This is a genomic window from uncultured Maricaulis sp. (assembly GCF_947259345.1).
GTDB lineage: Bacteria > Pseudomonadota > Alphaproteobacteria > Caulobacterales > Maricaulaceae > Maricaulis.
Genome location: NZ_CAMYLS010000029.1, coordinates 1 through 21,252 on the forward strand (window position 1 = coordinate 1; position 21,252 = coordinate 21,252).

The 21,252-nt window shown below is 63.4% G+C and carries 21 protein-coding genes and 1 tRNA gene; 13 read left to right on the top strand and 9 right to left on the bottom strand.

Annotation, left to right across the window (positions count from 1 at the left end):
* Window positions 1–240 precede the first annotated feature (240 nt).
* Window positions 241–960, top strand: coding sequence for a hypothetical protein (locus Q0X62_RS13445; protein ID WP_297736804.1), 720 nt, complete (start codon window positions 241–243; stop codon window positions 958–960).
* Here the strand turns inward: Q0X62_RS13445 and Q0X62_RS13450 are convergent.
* Window positions 957–1,463, bottom strand: coding sequence for a CPBP family glutamic-type intramembrane protease (locus Q0X62_RS13450; RefSeq protein WP_297736806.1), 507 nt, complete (start codon window positions 1,461–1,463; stop codon window positions 957–959). The genes Q0X62_RS13445 and Q0X62_RS13450 overlap by 4 nt on opposite strands.
* Window positions 1,464–1,505: 42 nt before the next feature.
* Between Q0X62_RS13450 and Q0X62_RS13455 the strand changes: the two genes are divergently transcribed.
* Complete coding sequence (locus tag Q0X62_RS13455) at window positions 1,506–2,696, top strand: thiolase family protein (RefSeq protein WP_297736808.1); 1,191 nt, start codon at window positions 1,506–1,508, stop codon at window positions 2,694–2,696.
* A 38-nt stretch (window positions 2,697–2,734) separates the two neighbouring features.
* Window positions 2,735–3,247, top strand: a complete 513-nt coding sequence (locus tag Q0X62_RS13460; protein ID WP_297736810.1) for a GNAT family N-acetyltransferase — start codon at window positions 2,735–2,737, stop codon at window positions 3,245–3,247.
* Here the strand turns inward: Q0X62_RS13460 and Q0X62_RS13465 are convergent.
* Together Q0X62_RS13465 and Q0X62_RS13470 are read right to left on the bottom strand one after the other, a co-directional pair.
* Window positions 3,219–3,590 (bottom strand): hypothetical protein, encoded by a 372-nt coding sequence (locus tag Q0X62_RS13465; protein WP_297736812.1) that lies wholly within the window; start codon window positions 3,588–3,590, stop codon window positions 3,219–3,221. The genes Q0X62_RS13460 and Q0X62_RS13465 overlap by 29 nt on opposite strands.
* A gap of 22 nt (window positions 3,591–3,612) precedes the next feature.
* A complete protein-coding gene (locus Q0X62_RS13470; protein WP_297736814.1) occupies window positions 3,613–3,984 on the bottom strand; it encodes a hypothetical protein in 372 nt (123 codons plus the stop codon).
* 45 nt (window positions 3,985–4,029) lie between these two features.
* Between Q0X62_RS13470 and Q0X62_RS13475 the strand changes: the two genes are divergently transcribed.
* Window positions 4,030–4,593: a TetR/AcrR family transcriptional regulator gene (locus Q0X62_RS13475; RefSeq protein WP_297736817.1), complete on the top strand. Its 564-nt coding sequence runs from the start codon at window positions 4,030–4,032 to the stop codon at window positions 4,591–4,593.
* 72 nt (window positions 4,594–4,665) lie between these two features.
* Here Q0X62_RS13475 and Q0X62_RS13480 read toward each other — a convergent pair whose 3' ends face one another.
* Entirely contained in the window at window positions 4,666–5,145 is a 480-nt protein-coding gene (locus Q0X62_RS13480; protein ID WP_297736819.1) for an Lrp/AsnC family transcriptional regulator, read from the bottom strand.
* A gap of 184 nt (window positions 5,146–5,329) precedes the next feature.
* Between Q0X62_RS13480 and Q0X62_RS13485 the strand changes: the two genes are divergently transcribed.
* Genes Q0X62_RS13485 through Q0X62_RS13495 form a run of 3 tightly spaced genes read left to right on the top strand, consistent with a single transcriptional unit; the run spans window position 5,330 to window position 8,840 of the window.
* Window positions 5,330–6,559, top strand: coding sequence for a 3-methyl-2-oxobutanoate dehydrogenase (2-methylpropanoyl-transferring) subunit alpha (locus Q0X62_RS13485; protein WP_297736821.1), 1,230 nt, complete (start codon window positions 5,330–5,332; stop codon window positions 6,557–6,559).
* 4 nt (window positions 6,560–6,563) lie between these two features.
* Window positions 6,564–7,577 (top strand): alpha-ketoacid dehydrogenase subunit beta, encoded by a 1,014-nt coding sequence (locus tag Q0X62_RS13490; RefSeq protein ID WP_297736822.1) that lies wholly within the window; start codon window positions 6,564–6,566, stop codon window positions 7,575–7,577.
* A gap of 3 nt (window positions 7,578–7,580) precedes the next feature.
* Window positions 7,581–8,840: a dihydrolipoamide acetyltransferase family protein gene (locus tag Q0X62_RS13495; protein ID WP_297736824.1), complete on the top strand. Its 1,260-nt coding sequence runs from the start codon at window positions 7,581–7,583 to the stop codon at window positions 8,838–8,840.
* A 135-nt stretch (window positions 8,841–8,975) separates the two neighbouring features.
* Here the strand turns inward: Q0X62_RS13495 and Q0X62_RS13500 are convergent, their stop codons facing one another.
* Window positions 8,976–10,481 carry an aldehyde dehydrogenase (NADP(+)) gene (locus tag Q0X62_RS13500; protein ID WP_297736826.1) on the bottom strand — a complete coding sequence of 502 codons (1,506 nt, stop codon included), beginning with the start codon at window positions 10,479–10,481 and terminating at the stop codon, window positions 8,976–8,978.
* 289 nt (window positions 10,482–10,770) lie between these two features.
* Between Q0X62_RS13500 and lpdA the strand changes: the two genes are divergently transcribed.
* Together lpdA and Q0X62_RS13510 are read left to right on the top strand one after the other, a co-directional pair.
* Window positions 10,771–12,201, top strand: coding sequence for a dihydrolipoyl dehydrogenase (gene lpdA / locus Q0X62_RS13505; RefSeq protein ID WP_297736828.1), 1,431 nt, complete (start codon window positions 10,771–10,773; stop codon window positions 12,199–12,201).
* A gap of 130 nt (window positions 12,202–12,331) precedes the next feature.
* Entirely contained in the window at window positions 12,332–12,826 is a 495-nt protein-coding gene (locus Q0X62_RS13510) for a thioesterase family protein (protein WP_297737071.1), read from the top strand.
* Between the two features lie 3 nt (window positions 12,827–12,829).
* Here Q0X62_RS13510 and Q0X62_RS13515 read toward each other — a convergent pair whose 3' ends face one another.
* Window positions 12,830–13,897 carry a malate/lactate/ureidoglycolate dehydrogenase gene (locus Q0X62_RS13515; RefSeq protein ID WP_297736830.1) on the bottom strand — a complete coding sequence of 356 codons (1,068 nt, stop codon included), beginning with the start codon at window positions 13,895–13,897 and terminating at the stop codon, window positions 12,830–12,832.
* A gap of 336 nt (window positions 13,898–14,233) precedes the next feature.
* Here Q0X62_RS13515 and Q0X62_RS13520 point away from each other — a divergent pair, with 336 nt between their 5' ends.
* From Q0X62_RS13520 to Q0X62_RS13535, 4 genes are all read left to right on the top strand, one after another.
* Entirely contained in the window at window positions 14,234–14,566 is a 333-nt protein-coding gene (locus Q0X62_RS13520; protein ID WP_297736833.1) for an energy transducer TonB, read from the top strand.
* Window positions 14,567–14,695: 129 nt separating this feature from the next.
* On the top strand, window positions 14,696–16,753 hold the full coding sequence (locus tag Q0X62_RS13525; RefSeq protein ID WP_297736836.1) for a methyl-accepting chemotaxis protein: 2,058 nt from the start codon (window positions 14,696–14,698) through the stop codon (window positions 16,751–16,753).
* 95 nt (window positions 16,754–16,848) lie between these two features.
* Window positions 16,849–16,925 (top strand) — tRNA-Met (locus tag Q0X62_RS13530).
* Between the two features lie 144 nt (window positions 16,926–17,069).
* Window positions 17,070–17,324: a hypothetical protein gene (locus tag Q0X62_RS13535; RefSeq protein WP_297736839.1), complete on the top strand. Its 255-nt coding sequence runs from the start codon at window positions 17,070–17,072 to the stop codon at window positions 17,322–17,324.
* Window positions 17,325–17,389: 65 nt separating this feature from the next.
* On the opposite strand, the gene Q0X62_RS13540 is transcribed toward Q0X62_RS13535, so the two are convergent.
* From Q0X62_RS13540 to Q0X62_RS13550, 3 genes are all read right to left on the bottom strand, one after another.
* The gene (locus Q0X62_RS13540; protein ID WP_297736842.1) at window positions 17,390–18,232 is read right to left on the bottom strand and encodes a sterol desaturase family protein; all 843 of its coding nucleotides are present in this window, start codon (window positions 18,230–18,232) and stop codon (window positions 17,390–17,392) included.
* Window positions 18,233–18,347: 115 nt separating this feature from the next.
* Window positions 18,348–19,400 carry an AraC family transcriptional regulator gene (locus Q0X62_RS13545; protein WP_297736845.1) on the bottom strand — a complete coding sequence of 351 codons (1,053 nt, stop codon included), beginning with the start codon at window positions 19,398–19,400 and terminating at the stop codon, window positions 18,348–18,350.
* Between the two features lie 139 nt (window positions 19,401–19,539).
* On the bottom strand, window positions 19,540–21,171 hold the full coding sequence (locus Q0X62_RS13550) for an ATP-binding protein (RefSeq protein ID WP_297736847.1): 1,632 nt from the start codon (window positions 21,169–21,171) through the stop codon (window positions 19,540–19,542).
* Window positions 21,172–21,252 lie beyond the last annotated feature (81 nt).

A 21,252-nucleotide genomic window follows, 5' to 3' on the forward strand; every position in this document is an offset into this window, starting at 1 on the left:
CACTAAACGACCGACCCCATCTACCTGGCGCATTGGAATCGGGGTGGAGACAGCCCGGGAAAACTCCGCGGACGGGATGTCGGCGATGTCACGTTATTCAAATCAAACCGGTTGACGGCATTGGCCGACATCCCGTTCCCCTCTCTGCCCAAACCGCCAGGCGCGAGCGCCGTGGCGCTGTCCGTGCTTGCCGGAATGCGGGGCGGCTGCCTATCCTGACTACTCAACCTGCGAGGCAAGATGCGTCTCTTCTTGATCTTCTGTTTCAGCCTGTTCCTGACGGTTCCGGCGACAGCCCAGCCGGTCCCTCCCGACCCGGCGCCCTTTCTCGAGCGCTGCGAGGCCGGGGAAGGCTTTGCCTGCAGCTATGCCCACGGGCTGATGCAGCGGGCGGACCGGACCTATTGGCTGACCGATGAGGCGGTCGCCTTGATGATGCGCAGCTGCAGTCTCGGCTCAGACGGGGCGTGCTGGCTGTTCGAGCGCATCAATGAGCCCAATCCTTATGATGATGTCCGTTATGATCGCGACCGCTATCTCCCGGTCGCGCGATCCGGCTGCGAGAACCGGTCGTCGATGGCGTGCTGGCAGGCGGCCGGCCTGCTGGAGGATGGCAGCGAGGCCGACCGGCTCGAGGCCCTCGACCTGGCGCGGCGATCGTGCGAACGCGGCTTCAATGATGGCTGTGCGCGTCAGGCGGATATCCTGGCCGCGCTGGGGCGTGACCCGCTTCCGGCGCAGCGCGAGGCCTGTTACGGCAATCGCCCGGGCCGGATGCGCAAGCAGGCCGATTGCGCGGCGGTTTGTGACGCTGATGACGCGACCGCCTGCTACCAGCTCGCTTTGATGTTCGAGCGCGGCCGTGACGGGGCGCAGACCATGCGCCGGGATGCCGAACGGGCGCGGGCCTTGTTTGCGCGCGCTTGTGAACTGGGGGCGGAGGAGGCCTGTCGCCGCTAGACCGGCGCGGTCACTCCCTTCCAGCCGACCACCACCAGCCAGTGGATCAGGACGGCCGGCCAGATCGAGCCGCCTGTCCGATAAGCCATCGTGCAGGCGAGGCCGAGTGCGGCGGTGATGGCAAGGAAACCCGGGTTCAGGAAGAGGTCCTGTGCCATGGGCAAGCCGAGCCAGACCTGAAGCGGGTGCCAGAGCACGAAGGCGGCGATTGCCAGCGCGGCGCGAACTCCTCCCTTGCGACCGGCGAGCCCGACTCGAAAGATCAGCTCTTCCGCCAGGGCCGGGATAAAAAATGCCACTGCTGCTATCGCTAACAGGGCTTGTAAATCGTCCGTGACTGCAAACTTGAACAGCGGTTCAACTTTATTGATTGTGAGCGTTGCGACGACAAAAGCCGCAAGGATTAAAAGGGATTGCCCCCAATTGGCTAATCCCGGCCAAGTCCGGACCGCGCGTTTTGCATCTGCGAAATAACTTGACGCTGTGCCGCATAATTCGATCATGCGCGCCAGACTAAGACAGAATAATCCCAGAGGAGAGATCAAATGAGTGCTGTGGACGATCCCATCGTCATCGTCGGCATGGCCCGCACCCCGATGGGTGGCTTGCTCGGCGAACTTGCACCCCTGTCCGCCAATGAACTCGGCGCCGTTGCCGTCAAGGCGGCGATGGAAGAAGCCGGCATTGCCGGTGATGACATCGACCAGATCCTGATGGGCAATGTGCTCATGGCCGGTCAGGGCCAGGCCCCGGGTCGCCAGGCGGCGATCAAGGCGGGTCTTCCCAAATCGGTTGAAGCCACGACGCTCAACAAGATGTGCGGATCGGGCATGCAGGCCGCGATCATGGGGCGCGCCTCGATCGCCTCGGGCGATGCCCAGATCATCATTGCCGGCGGCATGGAGTCGATGACCAATGCCCCGCACATGCTGCCGACGCATCGCGGCGGTTTCAAATACGGCCACGACACCATCAAGGACCATATGGCCCAGGATGGTCTCGAAGATGCCTATGAGAAGAAGCCGATGGGTGTCTATGCCGACATGATTGCGGAGGAACACCAATTCACCCGCGAGCAGCAGGACGCCTATGCCCTGGAAACCCTGGCCCGGGCCCAGCGCGCCACTGAAAAGGGTGACTTCAAACGCGAGATCACCCCGGTCACGATCAAGGGTCGCAAGGGCGATGTGGTCGTCGATACCGACGAGCTGCCGCGCAAGGCGATGCCGGAGAAAATCCCCTCCCTGCGTCCGGCTTTCTCCAAGGACGGCACGGTCACCGCGGCCAATGCCTCGGCGATTTCGGATGGCGCTGCCGCGCTGATCCTGATGCGTCTCTCGGAAGCCGAGCGTCGTGGCCTGAAGCCGATCGCCAAGATCGTGGCCACTGCCGCCCATGCTCACGAGCCGGCCTATTTCACTACGGCCCCGGTTCCGGCCATGCGCAAGGTCGTCGAGCGCGCCGGCTGGCAGATCGATGATGTGGATCTGTGGGAAATCAACGAGGCCTTCGCCGTCGTTCCGATGATCGCGATGAAGGAGCTGGGCATTTCCCACGACATCATCAACGTCAATGGCGGCGCCTGTGCCCTGGGTCACCCGATCGGCGCTTCCGGTGCCCGCATCATGGTCACCCTGCTCGCCGCGCTGGAAAAGCACGGCAAGACCAAGGGCGTCGCCTCGCTCTGCATTGGTGGCGGTGAAGCGACCGCGGTTGCGGTTGAGCGCTTCGCGTAAGCCTTGCCATGCAGGCCGACATGGAGAGGGCGCGGCCGATGGCTGCGCCCTTTGTCGTGCGGCGAGAGAAAGCGGAAGACCCGATGCCAGACTTTGTGATCGAACGGGTGGCGCCACCCGTGGCCGACTTTATCAATCATCGCGCCGATTGCGGTTGGGGCATTCTTGCAGAAGGTCTCGCAGCTCAGGCATTAGCGGGGTCTCTTGCCGCAGTGACGGCTCGTGATGGCGACGGGCGGGTTGTCGGTTTCGCTCGTGCGGTTGGTGACCCGATTTATGTTTATGTGCAGGACGTGATCGTGGCCGAGGTCCGACGCGGGTGCGGGCTTGGCCAGCGCCTCATGTCGGAATTGCTAGAGGCTGTGGCAGAGGCCTGCCCGCATGCGGCGGTCATGCTGATGTGCGCCACGGGTCGCGAGGCCTTCTATGAGCGTCTTGGTTTTGTGGCTCGCCCACGGCCGGGTTTCGGGCCCGGTATGCAGCTGGTTCGGGCGTCCAGCGGTGTCCAGTCCTCGCCGAGCCTCAACTGCCCGCAGCCGCCCAGCCGGTGAGCCCGGCGATGGGCAGGAAGGCGAGCCAGGCCGGATGCCTTGCCCGGCTCAGGATGAGGGCCGCTAACCCGCTCACGGCGAATACGGCACTGATGATCCAAAGTAGCGGGGCGTGATCCGGAAACAGGGTCCGATGGATGACGACCAGCATGGCCGCGATGCCGAGCCAGGTCAGCGTGGTGATGTGCCAGGCGGTGCGGATCAGGGCCCGCGCATACCAGGGGCCATGGCCCAGGCGCGGCAGGTCGGAGCGGGCCAGCAGCGGCCGGACCAGACGGATCTCGCCGACGATGGAATGAAACAGGCCGACCAGCACGGTCAGCAAGGCGGCAAGCAGTAACATGGCGACGTCCTTTCGGCAGGGATCAGGTGAGGGCCGCGCCCAGACCCAGCAGCCCGGTCAGTGCGAACATCGACGTGGAGGGCAGCCGCCAGGGCGCGATCCCGCCCTTGATGGCGACCCAGGCGCTCAATGCGCTCAAGGTCAGGGCCAGCGGGGCCAGGAAGACCAGGTAGATGGCATAGGTCGCGGACCAGGCCGCCGCTGCAAATCCGACCGCCATGAAGGCCAGCAGGACGGTGGTGATGTGCCAGCAATAATAGTTCAACCACTTCGATTCCGGCGGCAGGTGAGTGTCCGCCAACAGGGGGCGGGCGACGACCGGTCCGCCGGCAAAGGTGTGGACCGCGAAAGTGGTGAGGGCAGTCAGGCTTGCCAGTGCGGCGAGAATGTCCATGATGATCTCGTTCTGTAATTTTTATTCTAGAATAGATGTTCTAATATGGGTCGACCGTCAAGCTTTGCTGATGAGGCTGTGTATGCGGCTGTAGCGCGCAGCCTCGTTGAGGCCGGGGAGGTTCGCCTGCAGGCCGTGACCAAAGCGGCCAGTCTTTCGACCGGCTCGCTCTATCACCGCTTTGGAAGCCGTGAAGGCCTGATGGCCGAGGCATGGATTGATGCGGTCGAGGCTTTCCAGGTGAAATTTCTCGCCGCGCTGGCGATGCCATCGGACGTGCCGGGCCTGCCCGCCGCCCTCGCGACACCGCGCTTTTGCCGCAACGCGCCGGACCGGGCTGCCCTCCTGGTCAGTGCCCGGGAAAGGGAGATGATGTCGGACAAGGCGCCGGATGCGCTCCATGCCCGGCTTGCGGCGGCGAACGGCAAGGCTCGCAATGCCCTGTCAGGTTTTGCCAAGGCGCAGGGCCTGCCGCTTGAACGTGTCCGCCTGGCCCTGATCGGTCTGCCGCTCGGCGCGGTCCGGCTCTATCTGCCTAAGGCGCCGCTTCCGGAATTGATCGAGCAGGATATTGCCAAGGCGGCTTCGGCGCTCTTGAAACAGGCGTGATGGGCGCGCCTGGGCAGAAACGTCCGCAAGCGCGCCATCCTGCATGCTGCACTGGCGAAACCGCGGTCGCTATCAGCCGTCGATATGCCCGAGGGGCAGGCCGCGGCCTTCCTTGACATTGCGGATCTGGACCGAGGTGCGGAAGTCGCCGACCACGTCCAGCGGAATCATCTTTTCGGACATGAATTCATTGTAGGCGTCGATGTCCGGGGTCACGACCTTGAGCAGATAATCGTAGGGGCCGGTCATGGTGCAGGCCTCGGTGATTTCCGCGAAGGTCTGGATGGCCTTCTCGAACTTCTCGTAATTGGCCTTGCGCGCGGGCTGGATTTTCACTTCCAGATAGGCGGTGAACATGAGGCCGATCATGCGCCGGTCGAGCTGGATCGAGCGGCGCTTGATAATGCCTTCGGTCTCCAGACGACGAATGCGGCGCCAGCAGGGCGAGGGCGTCAGGCCGACGATTTCGGCGATGTCGGCGACGGAACGGCCCGCATCCGCCTGCAGGGCTTCGAGAATGCGTACATCAATCGTGTCCAGGGTGACGGTCATTATTTCCTCAAATCATGATTTTGAGGGAAAATAATTCAACTTTCCGCACTTGCGAACCCCGAAATGGCACCGCATTGCTATGCTGGACAAGACCGGCTCTTCCGCGCTAGACGCCGGTCGCGTTCCCGCATCATGGCGGGAGCCCCCTATAGGCACGTCCTGCCGAAGTTTTCAGCGAGAGCCCATGGCACACACTGAACCCCGCTTCCACGTTCCCGCGCCGCATGTGCGTCCCGGTGACACGCCTGACTTCTCCCATATCGCCATCCCGCCGGCCGGGGAGGCCAAGCGGCCTGCGACCGATGTGGCCGGTATGGAGACCCGCGATCTGGCCCTCGGCCTGGTCCGCGTGCTCGATCACAACCACCAGGCGGTGGGAGAGTGGGATCCCAAGCTGGACCCGGATGTCCTGCGTGAGGGATTGCGTCACATGGTACTGACGCGGGTCTATGACGACCGCATGCTGAAGCTGCAGCGCCAGGGCAAGATGAGCTTCTACATGAAGTCCACGGGCGAGGAGGCGGTCGCCGTCGCCGGTGCCATGGCGATGCAGAAGTCGGACATGGTTTTCCCGTCCTATCGCCAGCAGGGCATCCTGTTTGCCCGCGGCCGGGACATTGTCGACATGATGTGCCACTGCATCTCCAACAGTCGCGATAACCTCAAAGGCCGCCAGCTGCCGGTCCACTACACCTGGGCCGAGGGCAATTTCTTCTCGATCTCGGGCAATCTCGCGACCCAGCTGCCGCAAGCCGTCGGCTATGCCATGGCCTGTGAATACCGCGGCGATGGCGAGATCGCGGCGACCTGGATCGGTGACGGTTCGACCGCCGAGGGCGATTTCCATGGCGCCCTGGTGCTGGCCTCGACCTATCGCGCGCCGGTCATCGTCAATGTGGTCAATAACCAGTGGGCGATCTCGACCTTCCAGGGTATTGCCGCCGGGGACGCGCCGACCTTTGCCTATAAGGGCATGGGGTATGGCCTGGCCTCGCTGCGTATTGACGGCAATGACTTCCTGGCTGTCTACGCGGCCACCAAATGGGCCGCCGAGCGCGCCCGGGCCGGCCATGGCGCCACGGTAATCGAGCATTTCACCTATCGCGCCGATGCGCATTCCACTTCGGATGACCCGTCCGGCTATCGTCCCAAGGGCGAGAATGAAATCTGGCCGCTGGGCGATCCCGTCGAGCGTCTCAAACAACACCTGATCGGTCTGGGTGAGTGGGATGAGGAGCGCCATGCCGCGCTCGAGAAGGAACTCAACGAGATGGTCATCGCATCCTACAAGGAAGCGGAAAGCCACGGCACGCTGCATGACGGTCCGCTGTCGCCGGTCGAGTCGATCTTCGAGGATGTCTATGCCGAACCGGACTGGCGCCTGCGTCGCCAGCGTCAGGATCTGGGAGTTTAAGATCATGGCCAAGATGAACATGATCCAGGCCCTCAATTCGGCCCTCGACAACATGATGGAACGCGACCCGGACGTGATCAGCTTCGGCGAGGATGCCGGCTATTTCGGGGGCGTCTTCCGGGTCACCGCCAATCTGCAGTCCAAATACGGTCTCGATCGCTCCTTCGATGCGCCGATCAATGAAGCCGCCATCATGGGCATGGCGATCGGCATGGCGGCGAAGGGTTTGAAGCCGGTCGCCGAGATCCAGTTCTCCGACTATATCTTCCCCGGGCTCGACCAGATCGTCTCGGAAATGTCACGCCTGCGCTATCGCTCAGCCGGCCAGTTCACGGCGCCGGTCGTGGTCCGCGCGCCCTGTGGTGGCGGTATCCGGGGTGGCCAGACCCATTCGATGAGTCCGGAAGCCTTTTTCACCCAGGTGCCGGGCGTCCAGGTCGTGATGCCGTCCAACCCTTATGACGCCAAGGGCCTGCTGATCGCCGCGATCGAAAGCCCGGACCCGGTCATCTTCTTCGAGCCGAAACGCCTTTATAATGGTCCTTTTGAAGGCCATTCTGGCGGCGCGCTGTCCTCCTGGGGCAAGCATCCCAAGGGTGAAGTGCCGGAAGAGCATTACAGCCTGCCGATCGGCAAGGCGGAAGTCGTGCGTGAAGGTTCGGCGGTTACCATTATTGCCTATGGTACGCTGGTCCTGGTCGCCCAGGCGGCGGCCGAGAAGGCCGGCATTGATGCCGAGGTGATCGATCTCAAGACGCTGGTGCCTTACGATCTCGAGACGATTGCCCGCTCGGTCAACAAGACCGGTCGCTGCATTGTCGCGCAGGAAGCCCCGCGCACCTCGGGCTTTGCGGCTGAACTGGCGGCCCAGGTTCAGGAAGAATGTTTCTACGCCCTTGAGGCGCCGATCCAGCGTGTGACCGGTTGGGATACGCCCTATCCGCATGCGCATGAATGGGCCTATTTCCCGGGTCCTGACCGTTTCATCAATGCCATGAACGCCGTTCTGGAGGCCTGATCGATGAGCGAATACCGTTACAAGATGCCCGATGTCGGCGAAGGGATCGTCGAGGCGGAAATCGTCGAATGGCACGTCAAGGAAGGCGACAGTGTCGCCGAGGATCAGCATGTCCTCGACGTGATGACCGACAAGGCCACGGTTGAAATTCCCTGTGCCGTCAATGGCAAGGTGACCAAGCTGGTCGGCGCGCCGGGCGATGTCATCGCGGTTGGCACGGAGATCATGTTCATCGCCGTCGACGGGGCTGTTCCCGCCGAGGACGAGGCTCCGGCGGACGAGGCCAAGCCCGCCGAACCGGCCAAGCCGGCGGCGCCGAAAGCCGCAGAACCGGTCGCCGCAGCCGAAGCGCCGTCGATTGCCAGCCGTTCCGGCGGCGAGCGTCCGCTGGCCAGCCCGGCCGTTCGCAAGCGCGCCCTGGAAGCCGATATCGACCTGGCCAATGTGCCGGGGACCGGCCCGGCCGGTCGCATCACGCATGATGACCTGGACGATTTCATCAAGTCCGGCGGCCGCCTCGTGGCCCGTTCGGGCTCGGGCAGTTCATCGGTCCGGGCACCGCGCACCGGCGTGACCGAGGAGAAGGTGATCGGCCTGCGCCGTCGCATCTCCGACAATATGTCCCACGCCCAGCGCACCATTCCCGATATCGCCTATGTCGAGGAAATCGACGTCACGGCGCTGGAAGAGCTGCGCGCCCATCTCAACGCCACCAAGTCGGATGACCAGGCCAAGCTGACCTTCATCCCCTTCCTGGTCATGGCGCTGACCAAGGCGCTGCCGAAGACGCCGCAGGCCAATGCCCATTTCGATGGCGAGGCCATGCTGCTGACCAAGTATGATGCCGTTCATTGCGGTGTTGCTGCGGCGACGCCAAACGGTCTCATGGTGCCGGTGATCAAGCATGCCGAGAGCCTCGATATCTGGCAGATCGCGGCCGAGCTGCGGCGTCTGGCCGGTGCGGCCAAGGACGGCAAGGCAACCAAGGACGAGCTCACGGGTTCGACCATCACCATCACCTCGCTGGGGGCGATTGGTGGCTTGGTCACCACACCCATCCTCAACGCGCCGGAAACCGCCATTATCGGCGTCAACAAGATGCAGACCCTGCCGCGCTACAATGCCGAAGGCGTGGTCGTGCCGCGCAAGCTGATGAACCTGTCGAGCTGCTTCGATCACCGCATTGTCGACGGCTATGAAGCCGCCATGCTGATCCAGGCGGTCAAGGGCTATCTGGAAAACCCGGCGACGCTGTTCATGTGAGCTGGCGAAGGGGACAGGTATAATTAACGCGCCTCGACCGAGGCGCGTTAATTATACCTGTCCCCATTCATCTCCAGACATTGCCGCGATCGCGGCAATCCACCTCGCCCATCAAGCGCGAGGACCTTGTCGGTCCTACCCCCAATCGCCCGGCAGCAGCGCGTCCGGCATGTTCTGATAGCTGACCGGGCGCAGGAAGCGGCGGATGGACATCGTGCCAACCGAGGTGGCGCCGAAATTGGTCGAGGCCGGGTAGGGACCGCCATGGACCATGGAGTCGCAGACCTCGACACCGGTCGGGAAGCCATTGGTCAGGATGCGACCGGCCTTGCGTTCCAGCACCGGCATCAGCTTTTGACCCAGCGCCGTATCGCCGTCTTCCATGTGCAGGGTCGCTGTCAGCTGGCCTTGCAGGGAGTGAGCGACTTTCAGCATTTCCGCCTCGTCCTTGACCGTGACCACGAGGCCGAGCGGACCGAAGACTTCCTCGCCGAGGACCTCGTTCTTGAGCCAGTCCTCGCCGGTGGTGACGAAGAGATAGGGCGTGGCATTGCGCAGGTCGCAGGTCGTGGTCAGGACTTCGCGGACGCCGGCCGTGCCACGGATCACGTCGCGGCCCTTCTGGTAGGCGCTGGCGATGCCGTCGGTGAGCATGGTCTGCGGGCCGACTTCGCCGAGACCGGCGACCGCGGCTTGGATGAAGCTTTCAGCCTCAGGGCCGTCAATGACCACGGCGATGCCGGGATTGGTGCAGAATTGCCCGGCGCCCATGGTCAGGGAGCCGGCCCAGCCAGTGCCGATCGTCTCGGCGCGCGTCGCCATGGCGGCGGGCAGCAGGAACATCGGATTGACCGAGCCCAGCTCGCCGAAGAAGGGGATGGGTTCCGGACGCGCGGCACACAGGTCGAACAGGGCGCGACCACCGGCCAGCGAACCGGTGAAGCCGACTGCCTTGATCAGCGGATGCTCGACCACGGCCTGGCCGACCTTGCGGTCACCGCCCTGGATCTGGCTGAATACGCCGGGATGGACGCCGCAGGCCTTGATGGCCGCGTCTATGGCTTGGGCAACAAGGTCACCCGTGCCGGGATGGGCAGAGTGCCCTTTGACCACGACCGGGCAACCGGCGGCCAGGGCCGCGGCGGTGTCGCCACCGGCGGTGGAGAAGGCGAGCGGGAAATTGGACGCGCCGAAGACGGCGACCGGGCCAACCGGACGCTGGACGAGCTTGATATCCGGGCGCGGCAGGGGCTGGCGATCAGGCAGGGCGGCATCGTGGCGCGTGTCCAGATAATCGCCCTTCAGGATGTGCTCGGCGAAGAGGCGAAGTTGTCCGACCGTGCGGCCGCGCTCGCCATTGAGGCGCGCCTCCGGCAGGCCGGTTTCCTGGGTGCCGATCTCGGTAATCGCCTCGCCGCGCGCGTCAATCTCGTCGGCAATGGTGTTGAGGAATTTGGCGCGGTCCTCGCGCGAGGAGTAGCCATAGGACCAGAAGGCTTCCTCAGCGGCATGACAGGCCTGGTCGACCAGATCCGGCGTGCCGACCGCGAAGTCGTGAGACGGGCCGTGGGCCGGGCTGGAGGTGAAGCTGGTATCGCTGCCGACCCAGTTTCCGGCGACAAGGTGTTTCCCGATGATCATGGCATGTCCTCAGCTTGCTGTCCGGCTGTCATGCCTTAATTGTCTGAGTTATTCAACCGGCCAGATTGGCTTGTTTCATGGGTGGGTTGATCGCACGCAGCGTGTCAGCGACATGATTGGACTGTCTGGCATGGATGCAGCTGTCTGCGCGGGTGTCGGTGGTGTTCAGGCATCCCGCGAGCCGGTTGGGCGAGGCTCAGTCTGCCCCCTTTCCCTTTATCCGCCGAACCGCTAAATCCATCCCCGGAAAACGCGGTTTCGTGCTTTGATCTTCCAAGGAGCGCCTGTGATGCAGACACGGTCTTGCCAAGTCCTCATTGTCGGTGGTGGCCCGGGTGGCTATCCGGCCGCCATACGTGCCGGCCAGCTGGGTCTGGATACCATCATTGTCGACAAGCACGGTCTGGGCGGGACCTGCCTCAATCGCGGCTGTATCCCCTCCAAGGCGATGATCCACGCCGCCACCAAATACGAGGACATGGCCAAGCATGCGGACAGCGATGTGCTGGGTATCTCGCTCGCCGAAGCGCCCAAGCTCGACATGGGCAAGCTGGTGGGCTGGAAGGACGGCATCGTCTCCAAGCTCACAGGTGGGGTTGGCCAGCTGATCAAGGCCGCCGGCGCCGAGCATATTGCCGGCTGGGCCGAATTCTCCAACGCCAAGACCTGTGTCGTCACACAGGAAGACGGCGAAAAGGTCGAGATCACGGCCGAGAACGTCATCCTGGCGACCGGGTCGGTCGAGGTTGAACTGCCCTTCCTGCCCTTCGGTGAGACTGTGATCGGCTCGACCGATGCGCTCGACCTGTCCGAGCTGCCGGAAAAACTGGTCGTGGTCGGGGCCGGCTATATCGGTCTGGAACTTGGCATCGCCTTCCGCAAGCTGGGCTCGGAGGTCACCTTCATCGAGGCCTCCGAGGGCATCCTGCCGCTCTATGACAAGGAGATCACGCGTCCGATCACCATGTGGCTGAAGAAGCACAAGGTCGATGTGAACCTGTCCTGCAAGGCCAAGGGCGTCACCGAGAAGAATGGCAAGACCATTCTCGAATATGAGGACGCCAAGGGCGCGGCGCAGTCCATCGAAGCCGACAAGATCCTTGTCGCGGTCGGTCGCAAGGCCTGCCTGGACGGCTGGGGGCTCGACAAGATGGGCCTCGACCTGGATGGCGGGAAATTCATCAAGGTCGACAATCAGTGCCGCACCGGCATGCGCGGCGTCTTTGCCATTGGCGATGTCGTCGGCGAGCCGCTGCTGGCGCACAAGGCGACGGCCCAAGGCGAGATGGTCGCCGAGATCATTGCCGGTCATCGCCGCGTCCATGATCCGGTCTCCATCGCTGCCGTCTGCTTTACCGAGCCGGAAGTCGTCGGCGTCGGCCTGACGCCGGACGAGGCCAAGGCGAAGGGCGAAGAGATCATCACCGGCAAATTCCCGCTCGCCGCCTCAGGTCGTTACCTGTCGATGGAAGCGGGCACGGATGGTGGCTTTGTCCGTGTCACCGCGCGCAAGGACGACCATGTCATCCTCGGCATCCACGCCGTTGGCACCCATGTCTCCGAATTGTCAGGCGAGTTCGCCCTGGCGGTCGAAATGGGCGCCCGCCTCGACGACATCGCCGGCACGATCCACGTCCACCCGACGCTGACCGAAGGCTTCGCCGAAGCCGCCCTCACGGCGCTGGGCCACCCGATCCATATTTCTGCGCCGAAGAAGTAGTGCTGATATTGGGGACAGGTACAATTAACGCCGCGCGCTAATTGTACCTGTCCCCAGTCTGCTGGCGGCTCTGAACCTTTCGCTCGTCGCTGACGTCTCTATATAGAGGCCATGATCAGGGGTGTGCGTGATGGACGATAACGGCAGTTTCCTTTCCGGCATCATTGGCGCCGACCAGGCGATGGTCGGCGAAGGCATGGGCTGTGTCTCTTTCGAGGCCGCCTTCCTGCGCCGGATCGAACCGGGCCCGGCCGATATCGACGAGCTCGGCCACGTCAATAATGTCGTCTATCTGCGCTGGGTCCAGGACATCGCCATCACGCACTGGCACGCCGTCGCCCCGGACGACATGGTGAGTGGCGAGGTCTGGGTGGCGCTCAAGCACACGATTGAGTATCGCGACCCGATCCTGCCCGGCGAAACCGCCGAGATCCGCACCTGGCTCGGCAAGGTCCACGGACCGCGCTTTGACCGCCATGTCGATATCCGCAAACCCGGCGCCAAACGTTTTTCCGCCCGCGCCACCACGGAATGGTGCCGCATCGGCCGCGACAGCCGCCGCCCGATGCGGATCGGCGAGGATGTGATGGCGGCGTTCGGTCTGGTCGGGCTGGAGTTGGGGTAGGCCTTAAAGCCGCTCTACCACACCCAGCTCTTCCGCCGCCTTGTTCAGCTGCCTGATGGTGACTTCATCCATCGGGATGCCTTCCTTGGCGCGTTTGCCGGCAATGGCGCGTTCCGGGTCGCCGGGATAGAGGACGGGACTGTCCCAATCCATGGGTGGAGAGGCGAGGGCATAGCGGGCCATGGCGTCGGTCTCGGCCTTCATCCAGTCGGTATCGCCGAAGGCCGCCGGGTCGATGAAGATCGAGAACAGGCCGTTTGTGATGCCGCCCTTGCGCGTCGTGCCCGGCTGGATCGTGCCGCCACCGCCCAGCACACCGGCCAGGAGTTCACAGGCGAAGGCGAGGCCATAGCCCTTGTGCTTGCCCAGCGGGGTGAGGGCGCCCTCCAGTTCAAACCCGGCCATGCCGCCGGGGTCGGTTGTGGGCATGCCGCGTTTGTCGATCAGGGACCCGCTCGGCACCGCCACGCCGCGATTGGCCGCGAGGCGTACCTTGCCCAGGGCGATCTGGCTGGTCGCCATGTCGAGCAGGAAGGCGGGTCGGCTCGGCGTCGCCGGATAACCGATACAGACCGGATTGGTGCCAAAACGCGCATCCGAGCCGCGATAGGGGGCGACCAGGGGCGCATGGTCGGTGACATTCACGAAGTGCAACGAGACCAGACCGGCGGCGGCCGCCTGTTCGGCATAGGCGCCGATCCGGCCGAGATGATGGACATGGCCCAGCGTCGCCGCCGCCAGCCCGTGCTCGCTGGCCTTGACGCAGGCCCGCTCTACCAGGCGTCGCCCGGCCGGCGCCCCCCAGCCGCCATCAGCATTGATGCGCAGGATCACGCTGGTATTGGCCAGGACCTGTTCCGAAGCCTCCAGATTGACCAGTCCTCGCTTCATGTGTCGGGCGTAAGCGGGCACCAGGCCCGCACCATGGCTGTCATGTCCCTTGAGATTGGCATCAACCAGATGGGCAGCGACGCAGGCGGCGTCGTCCGGTCTGGCGCCACCGGCACACAAAAGCGTGGTGCAGAACGCCTTTAAATCAGTCGGGTTCAGGCGGTGTTCCGGTGCGCTCATCTCCGACCCGGTCTCCCTGTTTCAATAAACGGGCAATATGCATAAGATTTGTGTGCGGGCATTAGGGATTTATTAAGCATAGATCAGATCGAAACCTGTCACATTTTGGCACAAAACGGGATCTCAAATGCAAGAAGCGTCATAACTATATGATTTTATTGATATAAAAAACGGGCTCAAAAGCCGCCTTTTCCGCTTCGGTTTAAACGTTTGGCAACCGCTCTCCTGCATTATCCATCTCGTCGGGCAGCAAACGACCCGCACGAATTCAACACGGCGTTCGAACACGGGGAAGAATCCCGGACGCGCCACTTTAAAATGGATGAAGGGTAAGTCATGAAAAAGACGGGAACCATGATTCTGGCAGCCGCAATGTCGGCTCTGGCTTTCACTGCGGCTCCGGCACTGGCTCAGGACCGCGAGCGCACCGCAGTGGAAGCTCCGGAATATCCGCGGGGCGCTGAGCGTCGCGGCATCGAAGGCTACGCTGTGGTCGAATATACCGTGGCCGAAGACGGCTCGGTTGCCGAAGCCACGGTCGTTGAAGCCGAGCCGGAAGGCGTGTTCGATCGCGCCGTCCTGCGGGCCATCGAAGGCTGGGAATATGCTCCGGCCGCGTCGGCAACCGCCGGTGTCCAGCAGCGTTTCGACTTTAACCTCGGCGGCTAAGGCCCGGAGGCAAAGCGCTAATCAGCGAAAGAACTGAAAAGCGTTTACCATAATAAGAATTCATTTACGGCGGCGCGTTAGCGTCGCCGTATCCTTTTGTATCGGGGCATTAACCCTAGGGGCCTTGCCATGAATTCTGTGTTCGCCAAATTCCTCGACAAGACGACCAGTATCCGGGTCCGGCTTCTGGCCGCCTTCGGGCTGACGTCTGTGATGACCCTGGTCGCCGCGATCGTCGGTGTGACCGGCTTCAACTCGGCCAATTACGCCGTCGAGCAGATCGCCAATCGCGCCATTCCAGAAACCCAGCTGGTGGATGCCCTGTCGGAAGACAGTGTCGGTCTGAGCGAGGCGCTCGCCGTTTTCGCGGGGTCCACGACCGTCGAAGCCCGACTCGACAACTACAACCGCGTCGTCGGCTACCGCGATTCCCTGACCGAAGAGCTCGAACAGCTCCAGGCGCTCGCCGGCGCTGGTGAAACCGCCGCCCTGGAGGCTGCCGTCGCCGACCTGAACGAGCTGGTCGAGAGCATGAATGAAGTGGTCGAGCGCCGCCTGCAGATCCGTGATCGACGCTGGTATGTCACCTCTCAAGCGCGTGAGGCTCGCACCGATCTGGCAGACAGCGTCGAAGGCGCCCTGGATTCCAGCGACGAGGCCGATATTGAAAGCCTGTTGCGCGCCCTGCTCGCTGCCAACCAGATCATGATCCAGTTCAACGAAGTCGACACATCGGCTTCCACCGGTGAAGTCGATGCAGTTTTCGACCGCTTCGATGAAGCGGCTGGCGAGCTGGACGTCAATTTCGCCATTCTCGGCCCGATCGTGACCGACGTCATGCAGACCCAGGCCGACACGCTCATCAATTTCGGTGAAGGCGATGCTGGCGTGTTCGAGCTGCGCAAGGCCGAGCTGGCCGCCGTTGCCGCAGCCGAAGTGGTGGCCGAGGAAGCCCGTATCTCCGCAGAAACCCTTCTGACCAGTGTTCAGGACTTCAAGACCCAGGTGGCTGGCCGCGTGAGCGATGCCACTGCTGCGGCGGACACCGCGGTGATCACCGGTCGTATCCTGCTGATTGCCATCGCCGCCATCGGCCTCGTCGTCGCCGCCGCTATCGGATTCTTCTACGTCAATAACATGCTGCTCAAGCGCCTCAGCGCCATGGCCCGCACTATGGGCGCACTGGCCGAGGGCAATAGCGACGTCAATCTCGGCTTCAACCCGGGCAAGGATGAAATCGGGGACATGGCGCGCTCGGTGGATGTCTTCCGCCAGAACGCCATCGAACGGGCCCGCCTCGAGGCGGAGACCGAAGAAGAACGCCGGATGAAGGAAAAGCGTTCGGCAGCCGTTGAAAGCCTGATCCAGGTCTTCGAACAAGCGTCCAGCGACGCGCTGACCCAGGTCGCCGAAGCCGCCACGCGCATGGAAACCTCGGCCCGCGCCATGAGCTCGACCGCTGCTGCCACGACCGGCAAGTCCGCGGCTGTTGCCCAGGCGTCGGAAGGCGCATCCCAGAACGTTCAGACCGTGGCGGCTGCGGCCGAGGAAATGGTGTCGTCAATCGGCGAGATCTCGCAGCAGATCTCCCGTTCCACCGACATCGCCAATTCCGCTGTGGACCAGGTCGAACAGACCAATGGCGATGTCCAGCGTCTCGATGACGCGGCCAAGTCGATCGACAATATCGTCAGCCTCATCAACGATATTGCCGAACAGACCAATCTCCTGGCCCTGAACGCCACCATCGAGGCGGCGCGCGCCGGTGAAGCCGGCAAGGGCTTCGCGGTCGTGGCCTCCGAGGTCAAGGCGCTGGCCAGCCAGACCGGCGCGGCGACGCAGAACATCTCCGAGCACATCTCGGGCATCCAGGGCGCGACCGCCAAGGCCGTCGAAGCCATGTCCTCGATCGGTGGTACGATCCACGAGATGAGCGAGATTGCCACCGCCATTGCCGCCGCGATGGAAGAGCAGCGGGCCGCGGCTGGTGAGATCACCCGCTCGGCCCAGGAAGCGGCCGATGGTACCAGCCAGGTCTTCACCAATATCCAGGAAGTCGATCAGGCAACCTCGGAAACCGGTGAGAGCGCAGGCGAAGTGCTTGAAGCATCCCTGGCCGTGTCGCGGCAGTCGGACTCGCTCAAGAGTGCGGTTGAACAATTCCTCCAGGAGGTCCGTGCGGCCTAACTGCGAGACAACTGAAATCCGCCAGCGCCCACGGCTTGCCAGTCGTGGGCGCTGCGCGTATACGGCGTGCCTCTCCCTTGCGGAGAGACAGGTGTGGCGAGGTAGCTCAGCTGGTTAGAGCGCACGACTCATAATCGTGAGGTCGAGAGTTCAAGTCTCTCCCTCGCCACCATTTCCCCTCTCAGATATCCTCAAGCTGGCCCCCTTGGCGACCTGGCGCGTGGCGTGCGACATATCCGCCTGCGACCGGGTGACGGGTGGCAAGGCCGGGCATGGGGACGCATATAGGGCGCCTGCCATTTCGGAGGCTTCGGCCATGTCGCGTTCCAGTATCCTGTCAATTTTCGCCGCGGTCATCGTGCTGTCGCTGTGCGCGGTCTTCATGATCTTCGGCATGATCAAGCTGGCCGGGGTGGAGATGAGCGTGCATGGCTGGGTCGCGCTGGGGCTTGGAATCGTCGTCAGCTTGGCGCTGGGCGGGGCCCTGTCGACCGTTTTGGTGATCTCGCGCCGACGCGGCTTTGATGAAGCCGCACACGAGGCCACACGGCATGTCGCGCCGGATCTCTGACGCACGCGCTTGGCGGGCCTCCGGGATGCGGTTGGCTGTGCATCCCGGAGACCGTCGCCTCGCCTTCACGCCTCTTTCGTCACACGGGTAGTGGGCTGACCCTCGGCCAGCGGGTCAGATTGGCGCTGGACGATTGCCGCGAAACGGGCGTGATAGACCGGGTGTTCCGTCCCCATCCACCGATCCCACCAGGTGAAATAGAGTCCGAAATTCCAGCCGGGCTCGGCATGATGCAGATCATGATGGGTAACCGTCGTGATCCAGTCGAAACGCGGACGTCCGTCCTTTCCGGCCGGAAAGATTTCCACACCGCAATGACCGACCGCATTGCGGACGATCTGGTGGATGCCCCAAAGGAATATGACCAGCACCGGCACGGGCAGGATGAGCAGGATGACGGGCAGGAAGAGGGCATGCAGGACCGCTTCACCGGTATTGAAGGCATAGGCCGTCCACGGGGTCGGTGTCCGGGATTTGTGATGCAGGCGATGGAAGCGGCGGAACCAGCGTGGCCGGTGCATGAGCCGGTGCGTCCAGTAGAACCAGGCATCATGCGCCACGATCAGCGCGAGCAGCGACACTATGAACCACACTGGGCCGCGTTCCATCGAATCGAAATAGGCTTGGGAGACGCCGGTGAGCAGTTCCAGCGCAACCAGTGTCCCGACGATCGCAAAGACGGCAATGGACCGCAGGGAGGCCAGGATTTCCCGCCGGATCTGACCCGGCCCGGCGCGCCGCGGCTGTATCCGGCGTGGCGCCAGGGCTTTCGCGAATACGATATGGACCAGCAGGTAAACAATTCCGGCGGCCAGAACATAACGCAACAGATCGCTGAGGAAGAGATTCGGCGCGGCCGCCAAGGCCTCCAACAGGACGTCCGGCATGGCAGATTGTATCGACGGCATTGCTGACCTCATGGCAGGAGTGAGGGGGCAGGCTTGCTGTCGGCGGCTTGACTGTCGCGGCGATGTCGAATGCGCTCGGACATTGCCGAAATCGACGCGAATTTTCCGGTTTTGATCAGGCTTCCGCGAGGGCGGTCCGCCGATACAGGGTCGGTGTCGTCCCGGTTTCGGCCCGGAAGGCCCGGTTGAACGGCGCAATCGAGCCATAGCCGAGTTCAAGCGCGATGATCAGGATCTGGTCCTGGGCGCGTTCAGGCGCGGCCAGCAGGCGTTTGGCTTCAGCCAGGCGGTGGGTGTTCAGGAAGGCCGAGAAATTGCGATAGCCCAGACCTTTGTTGATCAGGCGCCGCAATCTGTGCTCGCGGGTTTTCAGATGCCCTGCGAGGGCGCCGACTGTCAGACCGGCCTCCCGGTACAGCCCATCGGCCATGGCCTGATCCAGCCGGGCCGCCAGTGGCCGGTCCTCCGGTGCGAGCTTGCCGCTTTGAACGGCGCCCGGCGCGCGGGCCGTGTCGGGCGGGAAGAGGTCGGTCGGTGCCGCGATGAGCCAGCCGGTGAACAGGAGGGCGAGCCCGAACAGGGTGACGCCCTGCGCGTGGAACACCCAGTCGGGAAAGCCGATGCCGGCGAAGCGGATCTCCATCACCGAAACCGTGATGCCGAGTATCGGGACCAGGCTGGCGAGGGCAACGCGAAAGCGGCGACGCGGCTCGATCAGATCATCCGGCCAATCGCGGATCGCCAGGACGGCGGCATGCGCCATCATGAGCACGTTCGCGGTTTGCCATGCCAGCATGGCGATCAGGGGCAGCGGTGAGTCTGGCCCCGGCAGGAAATGACCGGTCGCTGCAAGGGCGACAATCCCGAGCGGGATCAGACGCCATTGGCGCCAGGCAAAGCGGTCGTCAAACAGCGCCGTGACGAACCACCAGAAAAGGACTGCTGTCGGAATGGCCAGCAGGTTCAGGGCCAGGGATACAGGACCCAGGGCCAGGGAGATCACGTTGGAGGAGACCAGCGCGTAGCAGGCGACGCCGAGGGCAAAGAGCAGGCCGAGACGGGCGCCGATTGCGCGCCGGGCATCGCGCCAGAAAAACAGGGCCAGCATCAGGGCGAGGCCGGTCGTGCCGCCGCGGGCCAGAAGTTCAAGGATTGCTGCAGTGGTCATGGGCGCCGGCCGGTCTCGGGTGAGCACATAGGGTCGGCAACGATGCCCGAATGGCAAGCCCGCCGACTCCATGCCGAGTGATGATGCAATCGCCGGTCCCTGTCTCCGCATTTTCGAAATCGATATGGATTTCCGCTGCTCACGCGGCCCTGGACCTCGCGGCCCGGCGGGCCGGATCCAGATAGGCGTCCAGCACGCGTTCGAGATCGGCGCGCATGATCGGCTTGGTGATGAAATCATCCATGCCCGCCTCCTGACACCGATCCTTGGCCGAGCCGATGGCATTGGCCGTCAGCGCGACGATCGGGACCGTGCACGCCGGTGTGTCCAGCTTCCGGATGGCGCGGCAGGCGGCCAGCCCGTCCATCACCGGCATTTCCATGTCCATCAGCACCAGGTCGTAATGGCGGGTCTTCACGGCTTCAACGGCCGCCTGACCATTCTCGACATAATCGGCCTCAAGGCCGCGCAGTTTGAGAAAGCCTCGGGCGACAGCCTGGTTCACCGGATTGTCTTCGGCGACCAGAATGGTGTGCGCCTGGGTTGGCACCGGGGCCACCGGCGCAATGGCAGGCGCGACGGCCGCCGGGGCCGCCTCGGCCTCGACCGACCGCAAGGGCAGGTCAAACCAGAATCTGGAACCCTGCCCAGCCGTGCTTTCGAAGCCGATGGAGCCGCTCATCAATTCCACAAGGCGGCGGCAGATAGCCAGTCCGAGACCGGTTCCGCCATGCAGGCGATTGGTCGCTGCATCGGCTTGCTTGAAGGCCGAGAAGAGTTCGCCCTGGGCGGCTTCCGGAATGCCGCAACCGGTATCCTTGATCTCCACCCGCATGACATGTCGACGCCGGCCGATGGGCAGGAAGTGGAGGCGAACATCGACATGACCGTCCTCGGTGAACTTGATCGCATTGCTGATCAGGTTGAACAGGACCTGTTTGATGCGAACAATATCGCCTTCGAAATGCGCGTCATGGTCGCAATCCGCCTCGATTTCGAAGGCGATGGCTTTTTCGCGGGCCCGGCCCAGCCAGAGCGTTCGCGTGTCATGCACCAGGGCAGACGGCCGGAAGGCCCGCAACTCCAGCTCCATCTTGCCGGCTTCAATCTTGGACAGGTCGAGAATGTCATTGAGCAGGCGCAGCAGGATATTGCCGCTCTCGTCGATCACCCGAACGAAATCGCGCTGCTCTTCGTCCAGGGCGGTGGCCTGCAACAATTGGGTGACGCCAAGCACGCCGTTCAGCGGCGTCCGAATCTCGTGACTCATCGTGGCCAGAAAGTCCGACTTTGCCTTAGACGCGGCCAGCGCCTCGATCCGGGCCCGGCCGAGCTGTTCGGCGAGGTTGGACAGGCGGTGATTCTTGTCGGCATTCTCGCGGGCCATGACGCGGAAGAGTTCCAGTGTCGTGCCCACACCGGCATATTCGCCATTGCGGGTGGCAATGAAGCCGTCCATCAGTGCCGCCGGGCGATCCTTGAGGATCTGGGCGTTCAGCTCGCTGATCGGCGTGCGGGTCTCTACGATCAGCGGCGATTTGTTCATGGCGAAAGTAATCGGGCGGCGCTCGAACAGGGCGCGACCATGTCGGTCGGCCATTCGCAGGAAAAACTGATCGCGGGCGACCAGGCCGACCGGCTTGCCCTCTGTCACCACAGCCATCACCAGCAGATCCGGATCTTCCGAGAAATGCTCGTAAACCTCGCCGCCGGTCGTATCCGTTGCGACGGCCGGCGCATCGACCAGAACGTCTCGAACCAAGCCCACCATCAAAATCCCCTCGTCCTGCCCGGGATTCAGCCTGGGCTTTCGATCGTCTCACCGATTACGGGAATGCTTGTCCATGAAAAC